Annotated in this window: 15 protein-coding genes and 5 pseudogenes; 13 read left to right on the top strand and 7 right to left on the bottom strand. The window is 67.4% G+C overall.

Annotated elements, in window-relative coordinates:
* The 5 genes from ACFWI4_RS07535 to ACFWI4_RS07515 all read left to right on the top strand — a co-directional run bounded on the left by ACFWI4_RS07535 (position 1) and on the right by ACFWI4_RS07515 (position 3,634).
* Entirely contained in the window at positions 1-444 is a 444-nt protein-coding gene (locus ACFWI4_RS07535; RefSeq protein ID WP_387191976.1) for a hypothetical protein, read from the top strand.
* Positions 441-920, top strand: coding sequence for an SAM-dependent methyltransferase (locus ACFWI4_RS07530; protein ID WP_387191974.1), 480 nt, complete (start codon positions 441-443; stop codon positions 918-920). Before ACFWI4_RS07535 ends, ACFWI4_RS07530 begins: the two co-directional genes overlap by 4 nt.
* Complete coding sequence (locus ACFWI4_RS07525; protein WP_387191972.1) at positions 920-2,122, top strand: MFS transporter; 1,203 nt, start codon at positions 920-922, stop codon at positions 2,120-2,122. Before ACFWI4_RS07530 ends, ACFWI4_RS07525 begins: the two co-directional genes overlap by 1 nt.
* Positions 2,123-2,273: 151 nt before the next feature.
* Positions 2,274-2,696 carry a hypothetical protein gene (locus tag ACFWI4_RS07520; RefSeq protein WP_387191970.1) on the top strand — a complete coding sequence of 141 codons (423 nt, stop codon included), beginning with the start codon at positions 2,274-2,276 and terminating at the stop codon, positions 2,694-2,696.
* A 428-nt stretch (positions 2,697-3,124) separates the two neighbouring features.
* Positions 3,125-3,634: a hypothetical protein gene (locus ACFWI4_RS07515; protein WP_387191968.1), complete on the top strand. Its 510-nt coding sequence runs from the start codon at positions 3,125-3,127 to the stop codon at positions 3,632-3,634.
* 185 nt (positions 3,635-3,819) lie between these two features.
* Here ACFWI4_RS07515 and ACFWI4_RS07510 read toward each other — a convergent pair whose 3' ends face one another.
* Entirely contained in the window at positions 3,820-4,620 is an 801-nt protein-coding gene (locus ACFWI4_RS07510; RefSeq protein ID WP_387191966.1) for a hypothetical protein, read from the bottom strand.
* A gap of 269 nt (positions 4,621-4,889) precedes the next feature.
* Positions 4,890-5,695 (bottom strand): annotated as a pseudogene (locus ACFWI4_RS07505) (IS701 family transposase); the annotation flags it as partial.
* Between the two features lie 108 nt (positions 5,696-5,803).
* Between ACFWI4_RS07505 and ACFWI4_RS07500 the strand changes: the two are divergent.
* From ACFWI4_RS07500 to ACFWI4_RS07480, 5 genes and pseudogenes are all read left to right on the top strand, one after another.
* Positions 5,804-6,469, top strand: a pseudogene (locus tag ACFWI4_RS07500) (transposase); the annotation flags it as partial.
* Positions 6,466-6,933: a hypothetical protein gene (locus ACFWI4_RS07495; protein WP_387191964.1), complete on the top strand. Its 468-nt coding sequence runs from the start codon at positions 6,466-6,468 to the stop codon at positions 6,931-6,933. The pseudogene ACFWI4_RS07500 and the gene ACFWI4_RS07495, both read left to right, overlap by 4 nt.
* Before the next feature lie 204 nt (positions 6,934-7,137).
* Positions 7,138-7,542: a type II toxin-antitoxin system PemK/MazF family toxin gene (locus ACFWI4_RS07490; RefSeq protein WP_387191962.1), complete on the top strand. Its 405-nt coding sequence runs from the start codon at positions 7,138-7,140 to the stop codon at positions 7,540-7,542.
* 321 nt (positions 7,543-7,863) lie between these two features.
* Entirely contained in the window at positions 7,864-8,325 is a 462-nt protein-coding gene (locus ACFWI4_RS07485; RefSeq protein ID WP_387191960.1) for a hypothetical protein, read from the top strand.
* A 243-nt stretch (positions 8,326-8,568) separates the two neighbouring features.
* Positions 8,569-9,135, top strand: coding sequence for a dienelactone hydrolase family protein (locus ACFWI4_RS07480; RefSeq protein WP_387191958.1), 567 nt, complete (start codon positions 8,569-8,571; stop codon positions 9,133-9,135).
* A 161-nt stretch (positions 9,136-9,296) separates the two neighbouring features.
* On the opposite strand, the gene ACFWI4_RS07475 is transcribed toward ACFWI4_RS07480, so the two are convergent.
* Positions 9,297-10,073: a hypothetical protein gene (locus ACFWI4_RS07475; RefSeq protein ID WP_387191956.1), complete on the bottom strand. Its 777-nt coding sequence runs from the start codon at positions 10,071-10,073 to the stop codon at positions 9,297-9,299.
* Positions 10,074-10,359: 286 nt separating this feature from the next.
* Here ACFWI4_RS07475 and ACFWI4_RS07470 point away from each other — a divergent pair.
* Positions 10,360-11,172, top strand: a pseudogene (locus ACFWI4_RS07470) (IS5 family transposase).
* Here ACFWI4_RS07470 and ACFWI4_RS07465 read toward each other — a convergent pair.
* Positions 11,161-11,574 carry a DUF5959 family protein gene (locus tag ACFWI4_RS07465; RefSeq protein WP_387191954.1) on the bottom strand — a complete coding sequence of 138 codons (414 nt, stop codon included), beginning with the start codon at positions 11,572-11,574 and terminating at the stop codon, positions 11,161-11,163. The pseudogene ACFWI4_RS07470 and the gene ACFWI4_RS07465 overlap by 12 nt on opposite strands.
* A gap of 115 nt (positions 11,575-11,689) precedes the next feature.
* Here ACFWI4_RS07465 and ACFWI4_RS07460 point away from each other — a divergent pair.
* Positions 11,690-12,136, top strand: a pseudogene (locus tag ACFWI4_RS07460) (hypothetical protein).
* On the opposite strand, the pseudogene ACFWI4_RS07455 reads toward ACFWI4_RS07460, so the two are convergent.
* Both ACFWI4_RS07455 and ACFWI4_RS07450 read right to left on the bottom strand, forming a co-directional pair.
* Positions 12,129-12,428, bottom strand: a pseudogene (locus ACFWI4_RS07455) (IS110 family transposase); the annotation flags it as partial. The pseudogenes ACFWI4_RS07460 and ACFWI4_RS07455 overlap by 8 nt on opposite strands.
* A gap of 189 nt (positions 12,429-12,617) precedes the next feature.
* Positions 12,618-13,322 carry an alpha/beta hydrolase gene (locus tag ACFWI4_RS07450; protein WP_387191952.1) on the bottom strand — a complete coding sequence of 235 codons (705 nt, stop codon included), beginning with the start codon at positions 13,320-13,322 and terminating at the stop codon, positions 12,618-12,620.
* Positions 13,323-13,476: 154 nt separating this feature from the next.
* Here ACFWI4_RS07450 and ACFWI4_RS07445 point away from each other — a divergent pair, with 154 nt between their 5' ends.
* The gene (locus ACFWI4_RS07445) at positions 13,477-13,941 is read left to right on the top strand and encodes a hypothetical protein (protein ID WP_387191950.1); all 465 of its coding nucleotides are present in this window, start codon (positions 13,477-13,479) and stop codon (positions 13,939-13,941) included.
* Positions 13,942-14,173: 232 nt separating this feature from the next.
* Here the strand turns inward: ACFWI4_RS07445 and ACFWI4_RS07440 are convergent, their stop codons facing one another.
* Positions 14,174-14,863: an HAD family hydrolase gene (locus ACFWI4_RS07440; RefSeq protein ID WP_387191948.1), complete on the bottom strand. Its 690-nt coding sequence runs from the start codon at positions 14,861-14,863 to the stop codon at positions 14,174-14,176.
* Between the last annotated feature and the right edge of the window lie 69 nt (positions 14,864-14,932).

Here is a 14,932-nt window from a genome sequence, read left to right as displayed (position 1 = left end):
GTGCCGGTCATCGAGATCTGCGCTCCTGCCCCGAGCCCCGGCCCGGAGCGACTGCGCGAGCTCTCCGACACGGTCACCGCTCTGCTCGGCATCCCCACGGGCATGTGCTGGGTGCTGTGGCGGCGCGTCGATCCCACCGAGTGCTACAGGCCCGAGTGGGCCGCGGGCTCCGTGGCCCCGATCGTTTTCCTCACGTGCAAAGAGCAGTACGCGGCCGAGCAGGTCGAACACCTCAATGCCACCGTCGCCGCGTTCCTGTCCACGGCATCGGGCTGTCCCGCGAACGAGATCTATGTGGCCGACCGACGGGTTCGTTCCGGCGAGTTGTTCACCCGCGGGGCGACCGTGCACTGGGACACCACGGCCGGCCTCGGCCCGAGCCGCGGCGACCTGTCCGACCAACAGACTGCGGAAACCAGAGAACGCGGAGAGAGACTGAGATGACAACTCCCAACACGACGAGCTACGAAGTGGTGCCGATCGGTGTCGTCTCCAGCCCCCGCGAGGAGATCACGGACGACCACTGGGGCGGCGTCGAAGCCGTCATACGGCTCGACTCGGGCGTCTTCGGCCTTGACGCCCTGGCCGGCCTCGACACCTTCAGCCACCTGGAAGTCGTCTTCCTCTTCCACAAGGTCGCACCCGAGCAGGTGCACCGGGGTGCCCGCCATCCGCGTGGCAACGCCGAGTGGCCTCAGATCGGCGTGCTGGCCCAGCGGGTGAAGAACCGGCCGAACCGGCTCGGGGTCTCACGCTGCGAACTGCTCAAAGTGGAGGGCGCCGACCTGTACATACGCGGGCTGGACGCCATTGACGGCACCCCCGTGCTGGACATCAAGCCCTACATGACGGAGTTCGCCCCGCGGGGCGAGGTGCGCCAGCCGGCCTGGTCCCACGAGTTGATGCACGAATACTACTGATGGCGAGTGTCCTCTCCACCGCACCGCGATTCGCCTCCCCGGTCGTCGTCGCCGCACTCGTCGACAGCCTGGGGTCGGGCGCGTACCTCGGTCTCTCCATCGTGATGCTGACCCGGTACGTGGGGCTGCCGGCTCTCACCGCCGCCGGATTCCTCTCCGCGGCCGGCGTTGTGGCCTTTCTCCTGCTCGTTCCGCTCGGCCTGCTGGCCGAGCGGATCGGCGCCCGCACCATGCTGGTGACACTGCACGCCACGCGGGCGGGCGCCTACGCACTCATGCTCCTGCGTCCACCGGCGGCACTGGTGCTGGTGCTCCTGTGCGTCGTCACAGCGGGGGAGCGGTCGGCGATCCCGATGCTGCAGACACTGGCCGCGGAGCAGAACGAGTCCGACCGGGTGAAGACCATGGCCCGGGTCCGGGTCATGCAGAACACCGGGATGTCGATCGGCGCCGGCCTCGCCGCGTTGGCCCTGACCGTGCGCTCCACCACCGGTCTCGTCGCGGTCGTGCTCTGGAACATCCTCAGTTACCTGGGTGCCGGGGCTCTGCTGCTGCGGGGCCCCCGGCGGACCCCCACCCCGCCCCCGGCTTCGCCCGCCGCACGTACCCCTCGGTTCGTCATGCTGCGTGACGGCCGGTTCGCGGCCGCGACGGTGCTGTGCGCCGTCCTCGGCCTCCACGCGCCGGTCCTCACCTTCGCCGTGCCCCTGTGGGTGACCAGCCGTACATCGCTGCCCAGCGGAGTACTGCCCGCACTGGTTCTCTGCAACACGGTGAGCGTCGTCCTCCTGCAGGTGCGGCTGTCCAAAGGGACCGATGAAACCCGCGGCGCGGGCCGGGCGCTGAGCCAGTCCGGACTGCTGCTCGCGCTGACGGCGCTGCTCATGGCTTGCACGCTGGCGGTTCCCGGCGGCTGGAACGCGGCGGCGGTCCTGGTGGCCGCGATCCTGGCCCAAGCGGGCGCGGAGATGCGCCAACAGGCCGGCGCCTGGGGCCTGTCCTACGCACTGTCACCCATCGAGCACCGCGCCCGCTACCTGTCGTTCTTCAGCCTCGGCTCCGTCGCCCGCAACGCCGTCGCCCCGATCCTGCTCACGGCTGTGATCGCGGCTCCCGGGGCATGGGGCTGGCTGGTGCTTGCTCTCGGTATGGCAGTGACGTCCCTGCTGGCCATCCTGCTGACCGCCCAGTGGACACGCTGACGGCATGATCGTCCCTGCCGCGAGCGGTACCGGAGGGCGAACAGGCCAAGGGCCCGATTCCTTCCTCAGCGGGACCGAGTGCGAGCAGCGAGGATAAGCGGTCGACGAGCGCAAGCGCCATGCGGGGCAGGGACGGGCGACGAGGAGCAAAGTGATCACCCAGGGCGTGAGGATCGCGACGCGATGCGATGCCTGCGGGGGTGTGCTGACACGCGACATCGGCCAGTTCATCGACCGCGGGCGCCTGTGGTGGGGAACGGAAGGCGCCTGCCAGTCGTGCACCGTCGCCTGGTGCGAGCAGGACAGCGGCAGCGAGACCCCGGAGGAGATCCGCCAGGCACTCCTGTGCGAACACGGGCCTGCCCGGCTCCGCCTGACTGGGCCTGAGACCAGCCCGGTGTCCGTCCTGCGGGCTCTTCGCGAGCTGCGGGGCCTGACGCTCACGCAAGCAAAGGCCCTGGCAGCTGAGTTGAAATCGACCGGGCTGGTGGGAACGGTGGTCGAGATGGAATTCATGGCGGCCCAGCTCTGGCAGCACTCAGTCAGGTCGGTGGTTGAGCCCCGGCCCCGCTGATCGCCGGAGCGCGATCGCTGGGTGCCCGATCAGCCGCCCCGACCTCGTCGTCGATGGCGGTGCAGGTACGCGGTGAAGCCGACCGCAAGATCGGCACCACGCCTTCGCCCGGAACCGGGGCCGTGGAATCATCCAACGATGACCGAACCGAGCGGCGAGGACGGCGGCACCTTCCGGCGTGAGACGGAGTAGGTCGTCAACGAAATCGCCCAAGGGCTGCGTAGGTTGGACGAAGTTGCGCGCGGGTTCTTCGCCCTTGCTCCTGACACGCCAGCAGGAGGTTCTGCTGGAAGTCGCCGGCTACGGCCGGCCGTGCGGGGGTGGCGGGTGGCGCGAGAAGAACCTCCGACGGTCCGCGAAGGAACGGCGAATCGGTTGCCATCGGAACCCTGAATCCGGCCGATCATCGGATCTGGAATCATTCGCGCATGGAATTCGAGCTCACGCCGCCCACCGGTCTCGGCGCCCTGGCCATCGGCATGCCCCGCGAGGCAGCAGACCAGGCACTCGCCTCGTTCCGCGACCCGAAAGCGATCTCGGAATCAGACCAGTTGGGAAAGTTCGTCTTCCGGCCGAGCGGCCTGATGGTCAGCATTCACTGCTCGCGCGGTGAGCTCGAGGCAATCGAGCTGGGCCGACCCGCCGGCGGCCAGGACCTCGTCCAGTTCCGCGGCATCGACGTCTTCGGCCTGCCCGCTGCCGAGGTAGTCACCCTGCTGCGAGGAATCACCACGATCACCGAGGCCGAGGACGACCCGGCCTCCTTCATCGCACCAGACCTTCTTCTCAGCTTCTGGCGCCCCTTCGAAGCGGACGACGAACCCGACGAACATCAGGGGTACTACTTCAGCTCGGTCCTCCTGGCTCGACCCGGCTACTACGACACACCCGCTGAGGCCGCTGCAAGGCTTCGCGCAGCTGGACACCGGGAGCCGTGACCTGACGAGAGCTCGGCTGGTGACGATCCACGGGGGAAGTCACGAAATCCGCCAACCTGATGACGAGATGGCAGAACAGGCTGATCACGGACCTGAGACGCACCGTCACCCTGTTTGAAGCGGGACCCTCGACAACGTCTGGCTTCGTTCACGTTTAGGGGCTCTGGCAAGGCATTTGTGGGGTGTCAGCAGTGGCAGTGCACTCGTACCAGGATCGTGTCGTGAGGCAGCTGCGACAGGTATGCCTCGCTGCCAGGCCAGACACCTGGCCCAGAGGGTTCGTGAGGACACGAATCAGGGTCGCAGTACGCGTGAAGGGCGCTTCCGTCGCTCTCTCGCCACCAGCCGTCCACGGTGAGCACGTCGGTCTCCCACGGAACCCGGGAGAGCTCGCGGATGTAGTCGGCACGGCTGCCGCGGAATCCGATGATGGGATGCTCCACATGGAGCGGGGTGTCGGGATAGCCCAGGTCGAGGCTCCAGGGGTGATGGATGTAGGCCTTGATCAGGGGCTGGGCCCGGTAGGCGGCCAGCATGCCGTCGGCCCAGGGGCCGCCCGGGAACGCGTACGGATCCTTTTCCCAACGGTCCTCGAAAACCGAGAGGGGCAGTGCCGGCGGGTGTACCGCGGTCAGACGCTGCCACAGGTCCCAGGACGCGGCTACCACTCGTTCGGAAGCGGCTTGTGGCCGTGAGAAGTCCAGCAGGGCACGCGGTCCTCCGGCGCAGACTCCTGGAGCGCTGGGAGCGGGGGTGCCGTCATATGCGGGCTCGTCGTGAACCAGCCTGGGATCCTCCTCGTATCCGCGGACGACCGCGAATCCCTGACCGTTGCTGCCACCGCGGATGCGGCGTGAGTCCCACATGCCGCGGTTCACGGGGTTGTCACTGTCCTGGTCGAACGGCGCGAGGGCCGCTGTGAGGGCCCCATCGATGTCGTCCGCAGCTCCGGGCGGCAGACACACCGTCACGGTCAGGCCAGCCATACTTCTCCCCACCCTGTCGTCGGACAGCATGATCGCATCGAGCCGCTACGTTTGGCATGCCGATTTGGTACCGAGCAGGCATCCCGTCCGCTCTGAGCCACAGCCCCAGCAGACCGCCGGGTTGATGTCCAACTTGCGGTTCTGGCTCAACTTCTGTGGAGCATCCATGCTCGGTGACTGTTGATCTCAATGTTGGCTCTCGCTCGATCGTCTTGGAATGCCCCATGGCTGCCTTGTCGTGCCCGAGAGCTCGGGGCCGTGAACGAAGCGCTGCTGCGTCTGGAAGAGCTCCAGCGACGCGCACCAGGATGGTTAGCGGCACTGCGCCGGCCGGTGAGGTCGATGACGGCCCAGTCGTAGAAGCGGTGGCCCTTGGCTCCGCTCTCTGCGGACAGCTTCTGCCAGGCCCTCTTGGGCGCCTTCCTGGCCAGCGTGTCCGCGCGGAACTTCCCGGTGCCTGTGGAGACTTCGTGCGAGCAGGCCACCGCGAGGACGTAGCCGGTGCCACGTTCTTCCAGCGCGGCGCGTAGCTTCGGGCTGCCGCCGTAGACCTCGTCTCCCGCGAGCCAGGCGGCCCGGTGGTTGGCGTCCAGGAATCGGGTGGCCGTGCAGGCGGCAAGCTGCGGTTTGGTCGCGAATTCGGTCTTGTCACCGAGTCCGTCGGCCCGGCAGCGGTTGGGGTTCGAGGTCCAGGAACGTGGAACGTGTAGTTCCCGGTCTACCGCGGCGTGACCGCGGCGGCCGACGTAGACGAGATAGACGGCGACCTGCGCGTTCTCGATCCTGCCCGCGGTGCCGGTGTACTGGCGCTGGACACCGACGGTGTCGGTGTCCTCTTTACGTCGCCGGTCTCGTCGACCACTAGAACCGCCTGGTCGTCCCGCAGATGCTCCACCACGTAGGCCCGCACGTCGTCGCGGACCTGGTCAGCGTCCCACTTGGCCCGCCCGAGCAGGTGCTCCATGCCGTCCGGGGTGCTCTCTCCGGCCCACGAGCAATGCTCAGGACTTGTGGATCGGTTACGGGAGAGCATGCGGAAGGCGTACTTTCCCGGACGATCCGTGAGGTCTCCGAGTGGGCCCGCGTTGCAGCGCGGGTCGGGAAGGCACGCCCGTGCTCAGCGTAGTTGCCGACGACGGCTTCCCCCTGTCCGGCTCCCTGACCGACGAGATCGTGCGGGAGGATGCTCGCCGCCGCACTGGAAGCGGAAGTGAACCTGATCGCCCTGGCCGAGGGCCTGCGGGAGTCGAGAGAGTCGTGGGCCGACCTTCTGCGCGACTGCCGCCGGCGCGGCATGCGTGACCCGGAGCTGGTCATCGGCGACGGTGCCGTGGGCCTGCGGCGGGCCCTCGCCGAGGTTTGCCCGGCGGCCAGGCCGCAAAGGAGCTGGGTTCGCAAGGCCCGCAACGTCGCGAACTGCCTGCCCAAGTCCGCGCAGCCCGGCGCAACGAAGGCGATGCAGGAGATCTGCAACGCCGAGGACCGCGCGCATGCCGAGAGAGCGATCGGGGCGTTCGCGAAGACTTACGGGGCGAAGTTCCCGAAGGCCGTCGCGAAGATCGCCGAGGACCGGGACGAAATGCTGGCGTTCTACGACTTCCCTTCCGAGCATTGGATCCACCTGCGGACCACCAGCCCCATCGAGTCGACGTTCTCCACGGTCAAGCTCCGCACCAAGGTCACCTGCGGCGCGGGCAGCCCGGCGGCGCTTGCGATGGTGTTCAAGCTGGTCGAGTCCGCCCAGGCGCGATGGCGCGCGATCACCGGAGCCCATCTGGTGCCCCTTGTCTGGGCCGGCGTACGGTTCGAGAACGGCGTCCTGGTCGAGCGCGAGGAGCGGGCCGTATGAACGTCCACGACATCCAGCAGAACCCGGATGAGCACGTCCGCTTCACGGCTTACCTCGACAAGCTGGGGCACGTTGCCGACCCGGACGAGGTCGAGCTGGTCAGCCACGTGCTCACCGATCCGGACCAGGCGATGGCCCGGTCGGCCGTGCTGCGGCACCTGGACCGTCGAGCCGCGGGCCTCTACCCCGGTCCCGCCTACGAGAGGTGGGCCCAGGCGATGACCCAGGCCACGATCGACGACCCCTTCCTGGTCCAGCGCCTGCGGGAATGGTCACTCTTCCGTGCCATCACCCTCGAACTGCCCTGGCAGTCGGAGAACCTGCTCGCGTCATCCAACTGGCTCCAGCTCAAGACCGCTGCCGGGACGAACGCCGAGGCCATCGAGACCCTCGCCGAAGCCGGCCGCACCAAGCGGATCCGCAACGCAGCCAGGACCGGCCGCAACCACCGCAGCGAAAGCTGAACTCAGCTCACCCACAACTCGCCCGCGATCCGGGCCATCAGGCCCGCGAACGCCTCCTGCCAGCAGGCAGGGTCTACGCTGTGACCTGCGGCCACCGCATGATCTTCAGTCTTCACACACCGATGATCAACGGTGGCCGCACCCGTCTCCACAGCGCGTCAGGGGGGTGCAGCGTCGGTCTGCCGTCATGTGTCTGGAGGACTTGTGCAACGTGGCGAAGTCTGGTGGGTTCAGTTCGACGAGCGGAGGTTGGTCGTACTGCTGTCGGGAGACGACACGTCCGGGATCCGGGTGATGCAGGTCGTCGCTCCGGCGGGCGTCGACATCAGCGGTATTGGCATCGAAGTGACGGTCGGTGCCAGTGAAGGACTGCCGTTCGAAGGCGTACTGCGGCTCGCGTTCCCGCGTCCAGGCTTCACCCCGTGCACGTGGCTGACCACTGTGTCCCGGGACGACCTGATAGAGCGGGCGGCCGTCCTGTCCTCCGTGAAGCTCAGCGAGATTGACGACGCCCTCCGACGCGCTGAACAAGTGCAGCAGCAGACCCTGGCCACGACCACGAAGCTCAGCGAGATAAGGGATGCCCTCCGTCTCGGTGAACTCGGGTAGAAGAAGGTGTCGGCGTCCCTGGAGGGCGCGGGCGCGGCCGCTGACACGGTTTTCCGTGGGCACCGTGCGGAGGAGGCGAATTTGGCCGGTGGTGCAGTCCAGCCGCCAGTACGCCTGCCCGGCGCCGTACCGGACGGCCACCGCTTCCTTCACCTGAGGGCACCGGAGCACGGATCCGCTGTACAGCTACCGCACACGCGTGATCGGCTCCCTCTACTACGGCGAGACCGCGGACGCGAATGCGAGCGGAGCAGTCCTGAACGCTCGCTGCCTCTGGCCTCCCTACACCTTCAATCCGCCGACGAAGGAGAGACCCGACCCGTGGACGTCTGGGTGGCGTGTGTGACGTGGAGCGAGCGGATCCTGCGGGCGGTCGACCGCATCCCCGGGGAGCGCAGGGACCGCCTCGAGCGATTCCGGACCTGGTCGATGGCCCCTGTCACAGCCGAGACACTGCTCAAGACGCTGCTCACCTTGAGCATCCACGCCCTGGTCCTGGACGCGGTCGCCCAGGGAGAAGCCGACACCGGGGCCTTGGTGCGACGGCTCCGGCTCGCGGAAATCGAAGCCGCCGCGACCGCACGGCCCTCGCACGAGCTGCTCGCCGGCCTGCCACGCCTTGGCGAGGAGGACCAGCTACATGTGGATGCCCTCAGGGTGCTTATCTACGACGACGCATCCGCCCTGCATCTGGCCCGGTTGAGCCAGATGATCCGCATCTCGCTGATGACCATCGCCGCTGCGCTGCCCTCCAGCGATCCGATCTGCGCCGACATCGGTTGAGGCCAAGCCCTCCTGGATGGCAGTCTCGGGTGTAGGGGGTGAAGAGAGGTGAGTGAATCCGTGGTCTGGTCCGACTGCCGCAAGGTCTCTGACCACTCCACACAGCGCTCCTTCTTGATCAATCGGCCACTCGCGGCAGTGCCCGGTACCGTGTGGACGCCGAGCGGTCGGCCAGGCGCAGTCCCACTGGTGTTGCTGGGACACGGTGGCAGCGGACACCGACACGGCGACCGAATCCTGTCGATGGCAGACCGGATCACATCGTCGGGCTGTGCGGCCGCAGCGATCGATGGGCCATTCCACGGTGAGCGGGTGACATCTCCTCTGACGCCGGTGGAGTACCAGGGCCGAATCGCCGCTGAGGGCATCAGTCGGGTGCTGGACCGCATGGCTTGCGACTGGGTCGCCACTCGCGACCTCCTGGTGGACGCTGGCATAGCCGATCCGACACGTCAGGCGTACTGCGGGTTCTCCATGGGAACCCGATTCGGCCTTGCTGCCGCACTTGCCCTTGGCCCGGGGCTGAAGTGCGCCGTGTTCGGAAAGTTCGGCACACAATCAACTGTCGTCCTCAATCCCGGACTTCATGCCCCGGCCCGCGCTTTGAACGACGCCTCTGCCATCGCCGCACCGGTCCTGTTCCACCTGCAGTGGGACGACGAGATCTTTCCGCGCCCGGGGCAGATCCAGCTGTTTGACGCCTTCGCGAGCACTGGCAAAGAACTCCATGCCTTCGCGGGAGGCCACCGTCACACTCCGGAACACGCACCCGTCCTCTGGCACGCTTTCCTCAGTCGCCACCTCGTCTGAGCGTCCCGCACTGCGGCGTGCCTGACGAATATCGCTTGTCTGCTGCTGCAAGTGCTGGGATATGCCTGCCTTTATCGAACGAACAACCGTCACCCTCCGCGATCGTTCCCCAAGATCCGTGCCGGAACCGAGAACTGGCAGCGAGAGCTACACGCGATGCGTCACTGCCTGGCGGGTGCTCGGGTGAGTCCGATTCCCACCTTCGTCAGCATCTGGCCGAGGAGGTGGAGGGCTCGTGACCGGGCCGGCACTCCGCGGGTTGTTCCCGTCCAGTAGGCGTCAGTGAGCTTCTCCGTCGCCGTGAGGATCTGGTCGTCGTTCTGGGTGGCCAGGACGACGACGAATCGCACGTAGTCGCCGATGTCGGTGCCCTGGGGGTGCTGATGCATGAAGGTCCGCAGGCGCGGTGTCAAGGCGGGCAGGGTGCGGTCCGTCGGAAAGACCACGGCGAGTCCGGCGAGGGCGAGGCGAACCGCTGGGCATTCGACCGGCCAGCGGGCCAGCAGAGTTGGAACGTGAGCCCGGACCGCGCTGCGGGCCCGGGCCTCGCTGTCGGGCTCGGCACGCTGTGGGGCGGCCGACCAGGCCTCGGCGAGATGGCGCTCAGCGACGGTGGCAGCCTTGAACAGCAGGTCGACGGCCTGGAACCGGTGCTGGGCGGGAATGCGGTCGTCGACTGCGAGGGCCGCGACCAGGGCGAGGCCGTCAGCGGTGGCCGGCTGGCAGTTGTCCTGGTGAAGGATCTCGTTGTAGAAGTCTCCGAGGAAGCTCCGGTCGTCCCAGCAAGAGTCGACCTGGGCGTCGAACAGCATCGCGGCCTGGGGCGGCCGGGGGCCTGGCATGCGGTCGGCGATGACGTCCCGGAACAGCTGCCGGATCGGCGGACCAGCAGCGTTCGTGGTGCGCTGGGTCTGCTCGGGTTCGGCGTCCGTGTCCATGGCCAGCGCAGCCTACTGGAGCATGTCGGGCCGACGGCCTGTCGCCTGGATGGGGGGGCGGGCAGTCGGCCCTGAATCTGCCGCGGTCACACGGCCTTGGCCGATTCCTTGGCTCGAGCTCGGGTGGAGGCGAGGGGTGCAGGAGCCGGTGCGGGTCTCGATGATGGTGCCGTTGAAGGTCTGGATGGCCGTCGGCCGGCCCGTCGTTCGCGACGGCGGCGACTGACAGCCGGGCACGGGCAGCACGGCAGGCCCGCCGCCGAGGAAGCCGCGCCCACTGCCTGCCTTGGCGAGGCGGAAGCCGTGGGAAGTCAATGACGCGCTGTGGGCGGTTGTCGAGCCGCTGTTGCCCAGGGTCGAGCGTCGGACCCCAAATCCGGGACGCAAGCGGCATCCGGACCGGCTGGTGTTCCAGGGCATCCTGTTCGTCCTGCACACCGGGATCGCTTGGGAACACCTGCCGCAGGAGCTCGGCTTCGGCTCAGACATGACCTGTTGGCGTCGCCTGGCAGAGTGGATCGAGGCGGGGGTCTGGCCCCGGCTGCACGAGGTCCTCCTGGCCAAACTCCGCGGCGCGAACGCCCTGGACTTCTCCCGTGCGGCAGTCGACGGCTCCCACATCCGCGCGTTAAGGGGGGACCCAAGACCGGACGAGGCCCCGTGGACCGGGGCAGGACGGGTAGCAAGCATCACCTGATCACCGACGCCACCGGCATCCCGCTCGTCGCCACCCTGACCGGCGGCAACCGCAACGACGTCACCCAGTTGATCCCGCTCCTCCAGGCCGTGCCACCCATACGCGGCAAGCGGCCGGCCCAGGCGCCGCCCTGACGTGGTACTGGGCGACCGCGGCTACGACCACGACACGTACCGCCGCCTGGTCTGGGACCTGGGCGTAAAGCTGCTGATCGCCCGCCGCAGTACGGAGCACGGGTCCGGCCTGGGAACCCAACGCTGGGTCGTGGAGCGCGCGTTCGCCCATCTGCACTGGTTTCGCCGTCTGCGGATCCGCTGGGAGATACGCGACGACATTCACGAGGCTTTTCTGAGTCTCGGATGCTCCCTGATCTGCTGGCGAAAGTTGTGCTCACTCGGATGACAGGTGGTCGTTCCAGGCGCCGAGTACGACGCTGAGCAAGCGCCGCTGGGCCGCGATCCAGTCGACCGGCAGGTCGATCGGGACCCGCACGGCCGCCATCGAGACAAGATCGTCTTCAACTACCACCTCGGGGCAGTCGCGCTCGCCGGTGAGGTTGATGAAGACGGACGGTCCGCGCTGGACGTGCAACCAGGCGACGTCCTCGCCGGCCTCAAGACGATCCAGGGCTTCGCTCCATGCATTCAGCCGTGACCGCCACAGCGAGAGGTCCAGGCGTCCGGCAACGAACGGTGTGTCAACAACGATCTCCGCGGCCAACCCTCCAGACACACCCAGAAGAGGTCCGAGCACCGTGATGCGGACACTGTTGCCCTCGTCGTCACAGAGCAGAGCGAGATCCAACTGCCCAGTCGTTGCCAAGTCGCCCCCCCCACGAAGATGAGGCGATCTTGGCGCACGTCGGGTCAACTAGCCAGTGCTCTGGGTCTGCGTCGAATCATTCCGTTAGGAGTTCTTAGTGGGGCCGCTGCCGGACGTGCGCATCCCGGATGTCTCGGTGGAGGACTGGCAGGCGGTCCTCGATCTGGTCGCGGAGAGAGAGGCTGGAAGTACCGTTACTCCGAGGGGGAGTTGGTGCATCCGGTGCATCCGGTGCCTCGGGCGGAAGCCGTGCTGTCCCGTCCGGCGGATGCCGAGTGCCCTGACCTGCGGGTCTGGCCGACTGTCGATGTGTTGGCGATCTTCCGTTTCCATGCTGCCGATGAAGTCGACTTCGACGTCGACCTGCGGGAATTGCAGGGCCAGGAGCGACTGGATGTGTTCTGCGGGTTCCTTCGGGAGATCGGGCGGCGGCTGGGCAAGCCGGTGCTGGTGGACCCCCGAGGGCGACAACGGCCATCTGATGCTTGGCTTCGATGTCGAGGCCGATAGAGTCGTTGTCCTCGCAGACCCGCAGGTCAGGTGACTGCGGCCGACGGCTGCGGTTCGTAGAAGGTGCCTTCGCGGAGCATCGCGAACAGGACGTCGGCCCGGCGTCTGGCGAGGCAGAGCAGGGCCTGGGTGTGGTGCCTTCTCTGGGTGTCTGCTTGTCGTAGCAGGCCGGGGAGACCGGATCGCCCAGGGCAGCGAACGCAGAGAGGAAGAAGGCCCTCTTGAACTGCTTGCTCCCTCTCCGGGAGGGCTGTTCGCCGCGATAGAGAAGCCCGAGCTCCGGATCCCCGGGCGAGATCCGCGTAGGCGGCGAGGTGGCCGGCGGTCCGATCAGACACGCAACCGTCAGAAGCCAGGCTTCCGGGGTGGTCGGCCACCGTGCTTCGACCCAGTCGACCGCCGCGAGCGTCGCGCGGTCGAGTGCGGGTTCAACCGCCTCAAGAGCACCGGTGCCGTCGCCACCAGATACGACAAGCTCGCGGCCCGATTCGAGGCGACGGTCCTGATCGCCGTGATCAAGGAGTGGTCGTGACGTCCTGGTCTTCGTGGTCTCGCCGGGGCGCGCTTTGGGGGAGTAGTCCTCGTAGAAGTTCCACGATGAGGTCGGGCTGCCGAACGAAGGGTGAGTGGCCTGTCTGCCATTCGCGTACGTTGGTGCAGCGTGAGGCCATGGTCCGCTGGAGGCCGGGGTCGATGGCACGGTCCTGTGCGCAGATGACGTAGGTAGAAGGAGTCTTCTTCCAGCTGTGGTGCTGGGGTACTCCTCGTCCGCAGCCCGGTGCTTGCGCACGCAGCAGGCCGGCCGCCCGCGTGGCGAGGGGTTCGGGGCAGTCGCCGTAAAGGGTGTCGATGGCCAAGCCTTGGTGCAGGGTGGTCGAACCGTCCGGCTCAACGACGATGGCCTCCTTGAGCCGTTGTGACGCGCCGCCCAGACTGGCCGGGCTCTCGCCGACGTCCGGCACGAAAGCTGCCAGGTAGACCAGATGTGCCGCTCCGCGGACCCCTGTGATGACCGACCCTCCGTAGGAGTGGCCGAGGACGACCGGGGGCTCCGCCAACGCGTCGATGACGGCTTGGACGGCAGCGGTGTCAGCTGCCAGAGAGCCGCGGTGGAGCTCGGGCACGGCGACCTCGGTTCCGTCTGTCCGTAATCCTTCCGCCACCACCGCGAAGTGCTCAGGCCGGTGATACAGGCCGTGAACAAGCACCACAGCAGCCAACTCGTCCGCCTCCTCGGGTCGACAGCAGACCGTTGAGCCTAGCCCCGAAACATGGCCACACCCTCATCTTGATCCACTTTCGGTGCACGGCCCAGTGCTCCAGCCGTAGATCGTGATCATGGATGTAGAGGCGGCTCGTCGGTAGCCTGCGCGTGTGGCGGAGACCTGGGATGAAGTGCAGCTGATCGCGGACGGCTTCGAGCGCGTGTACGTCGAGTTGGAGTGGTCCAGCGGGCCACGCGCCGGCCTCGCCGATGTCGACGGCAAGCCCCACTACTTCCAGGGAAACGACTGGAATGACGCTGATGAGGCCGACGAGTACAGCGTCTGGCCCGCGAGCTTCGCGGTGGTGGAGCTGGAGCGCGAGCAGTGGGCGATCTTCGCCAGGTGGAACGAGCGCCATGAGGCAGGGACGGTGGGGCCGGAGACCCACCCGGGTCAGGGCGGGATCGACGCCCGCTACGACGAACTGGCCCTGCTGCTGGCGCAGTACCGTCAGGCGCCGGACGATGCGAGGCGACTGGTGGGCGAGGTGCGCTTTGATGCCGGGCCCCGCTACCGGGTCGAGGGTCTGGACTACTGGTTCCGGTGGCGGCCAAGCAGATGTGGCCGCCGCTGATCATCAGGTGTTGCGTGGACACCAATGATCACGCGGCGACCTCTGACGCCAGCGTAGTACCTGCTCACCGGCAGGCAGCATTCGATGGGGCAGGGCGATCGCTCCGAGAACAGCCACGATCGTCCACAGGCTCACCGAAGACCTCCCTACCGAGAGTGGTTGCCACTGTTGATATCCGCCGAAAACTGATGCTCCCGGCGAGCACATGGTGATACGCCACGTGGATCAATTGTCAAAGCCTATGGGTGGGCAGTGCCCGCCGAAGAGCCGACTGCCGTTCGGCGATGAGGTTCGGCAGCCGGCGCATGTCGTGGAAGACGACGGTGTCGGGGCCTTCGAGGCGTTCGGCCGGGGTGAGTCCGCCGGCATAGCCGAAGGCTCGCATGCCGGCGGCGCGGGCAGCGTGGACGCCGGGTTGGCTGTCCTCGACGACCACGCAGGCTTCAGGATCGACGCCCATCTGCCGGGCGGCATGCAGGAACAGGTCAGGGGCGGGCTTGCCGCGGGAGACTTCGGTGGAACTGTAGATACGGCCTGCGAAGCGTTCGTAAAGCCCGGTGCGGCCCAGGGTGTGCCGCATCTTGTCGTGAGAGCCGCTGGAGGCGACGCATGTGGGCAGAGTGAGCGCGTCGAGTGCTTCCGGCAAACCGTTGACCGGGGCAAGCTCGGCGTCCACGGCCTCCCGGTGGAGCTGCTCGAACCTTGCCGACCAGACCGCGGCCGTGTCCGGGCCGAGCTGAACAGTGACCTGCTCGTGGATGGCGGCGTGTGAGCGCCCGATGAACCGGTCCACGACCTCGTCCTCGGTCAGCGGCCAACCCAGCTCGGCTCCAAGGGCGACCTGGACGCGAGCGGCGATGCGCTCGCTGTCGACCAGCACGCCGTCGCAGTCGAATATGACAAGTTCAATCGGCTTGATCATTTCCGCAGCATAGGCCCTGCTGTGCACGCTGCGGATGACACCGGCTTCGTCCTCGTACGGTGGGGCCGA

Source organism: Streptomyces sp. NPDC127038 (genome assembly GCF_042725875.1).
Classification (GTDB): Bacteria; Actinomycetota; Actinomycetes; order Streptomycetales; family Streptomycetaceae; genus Streptomyces.
Note: the sequence above shows the minus strand (reverse complement) of the source record. Positions and strands in the feature narration are given on the sequence as shown.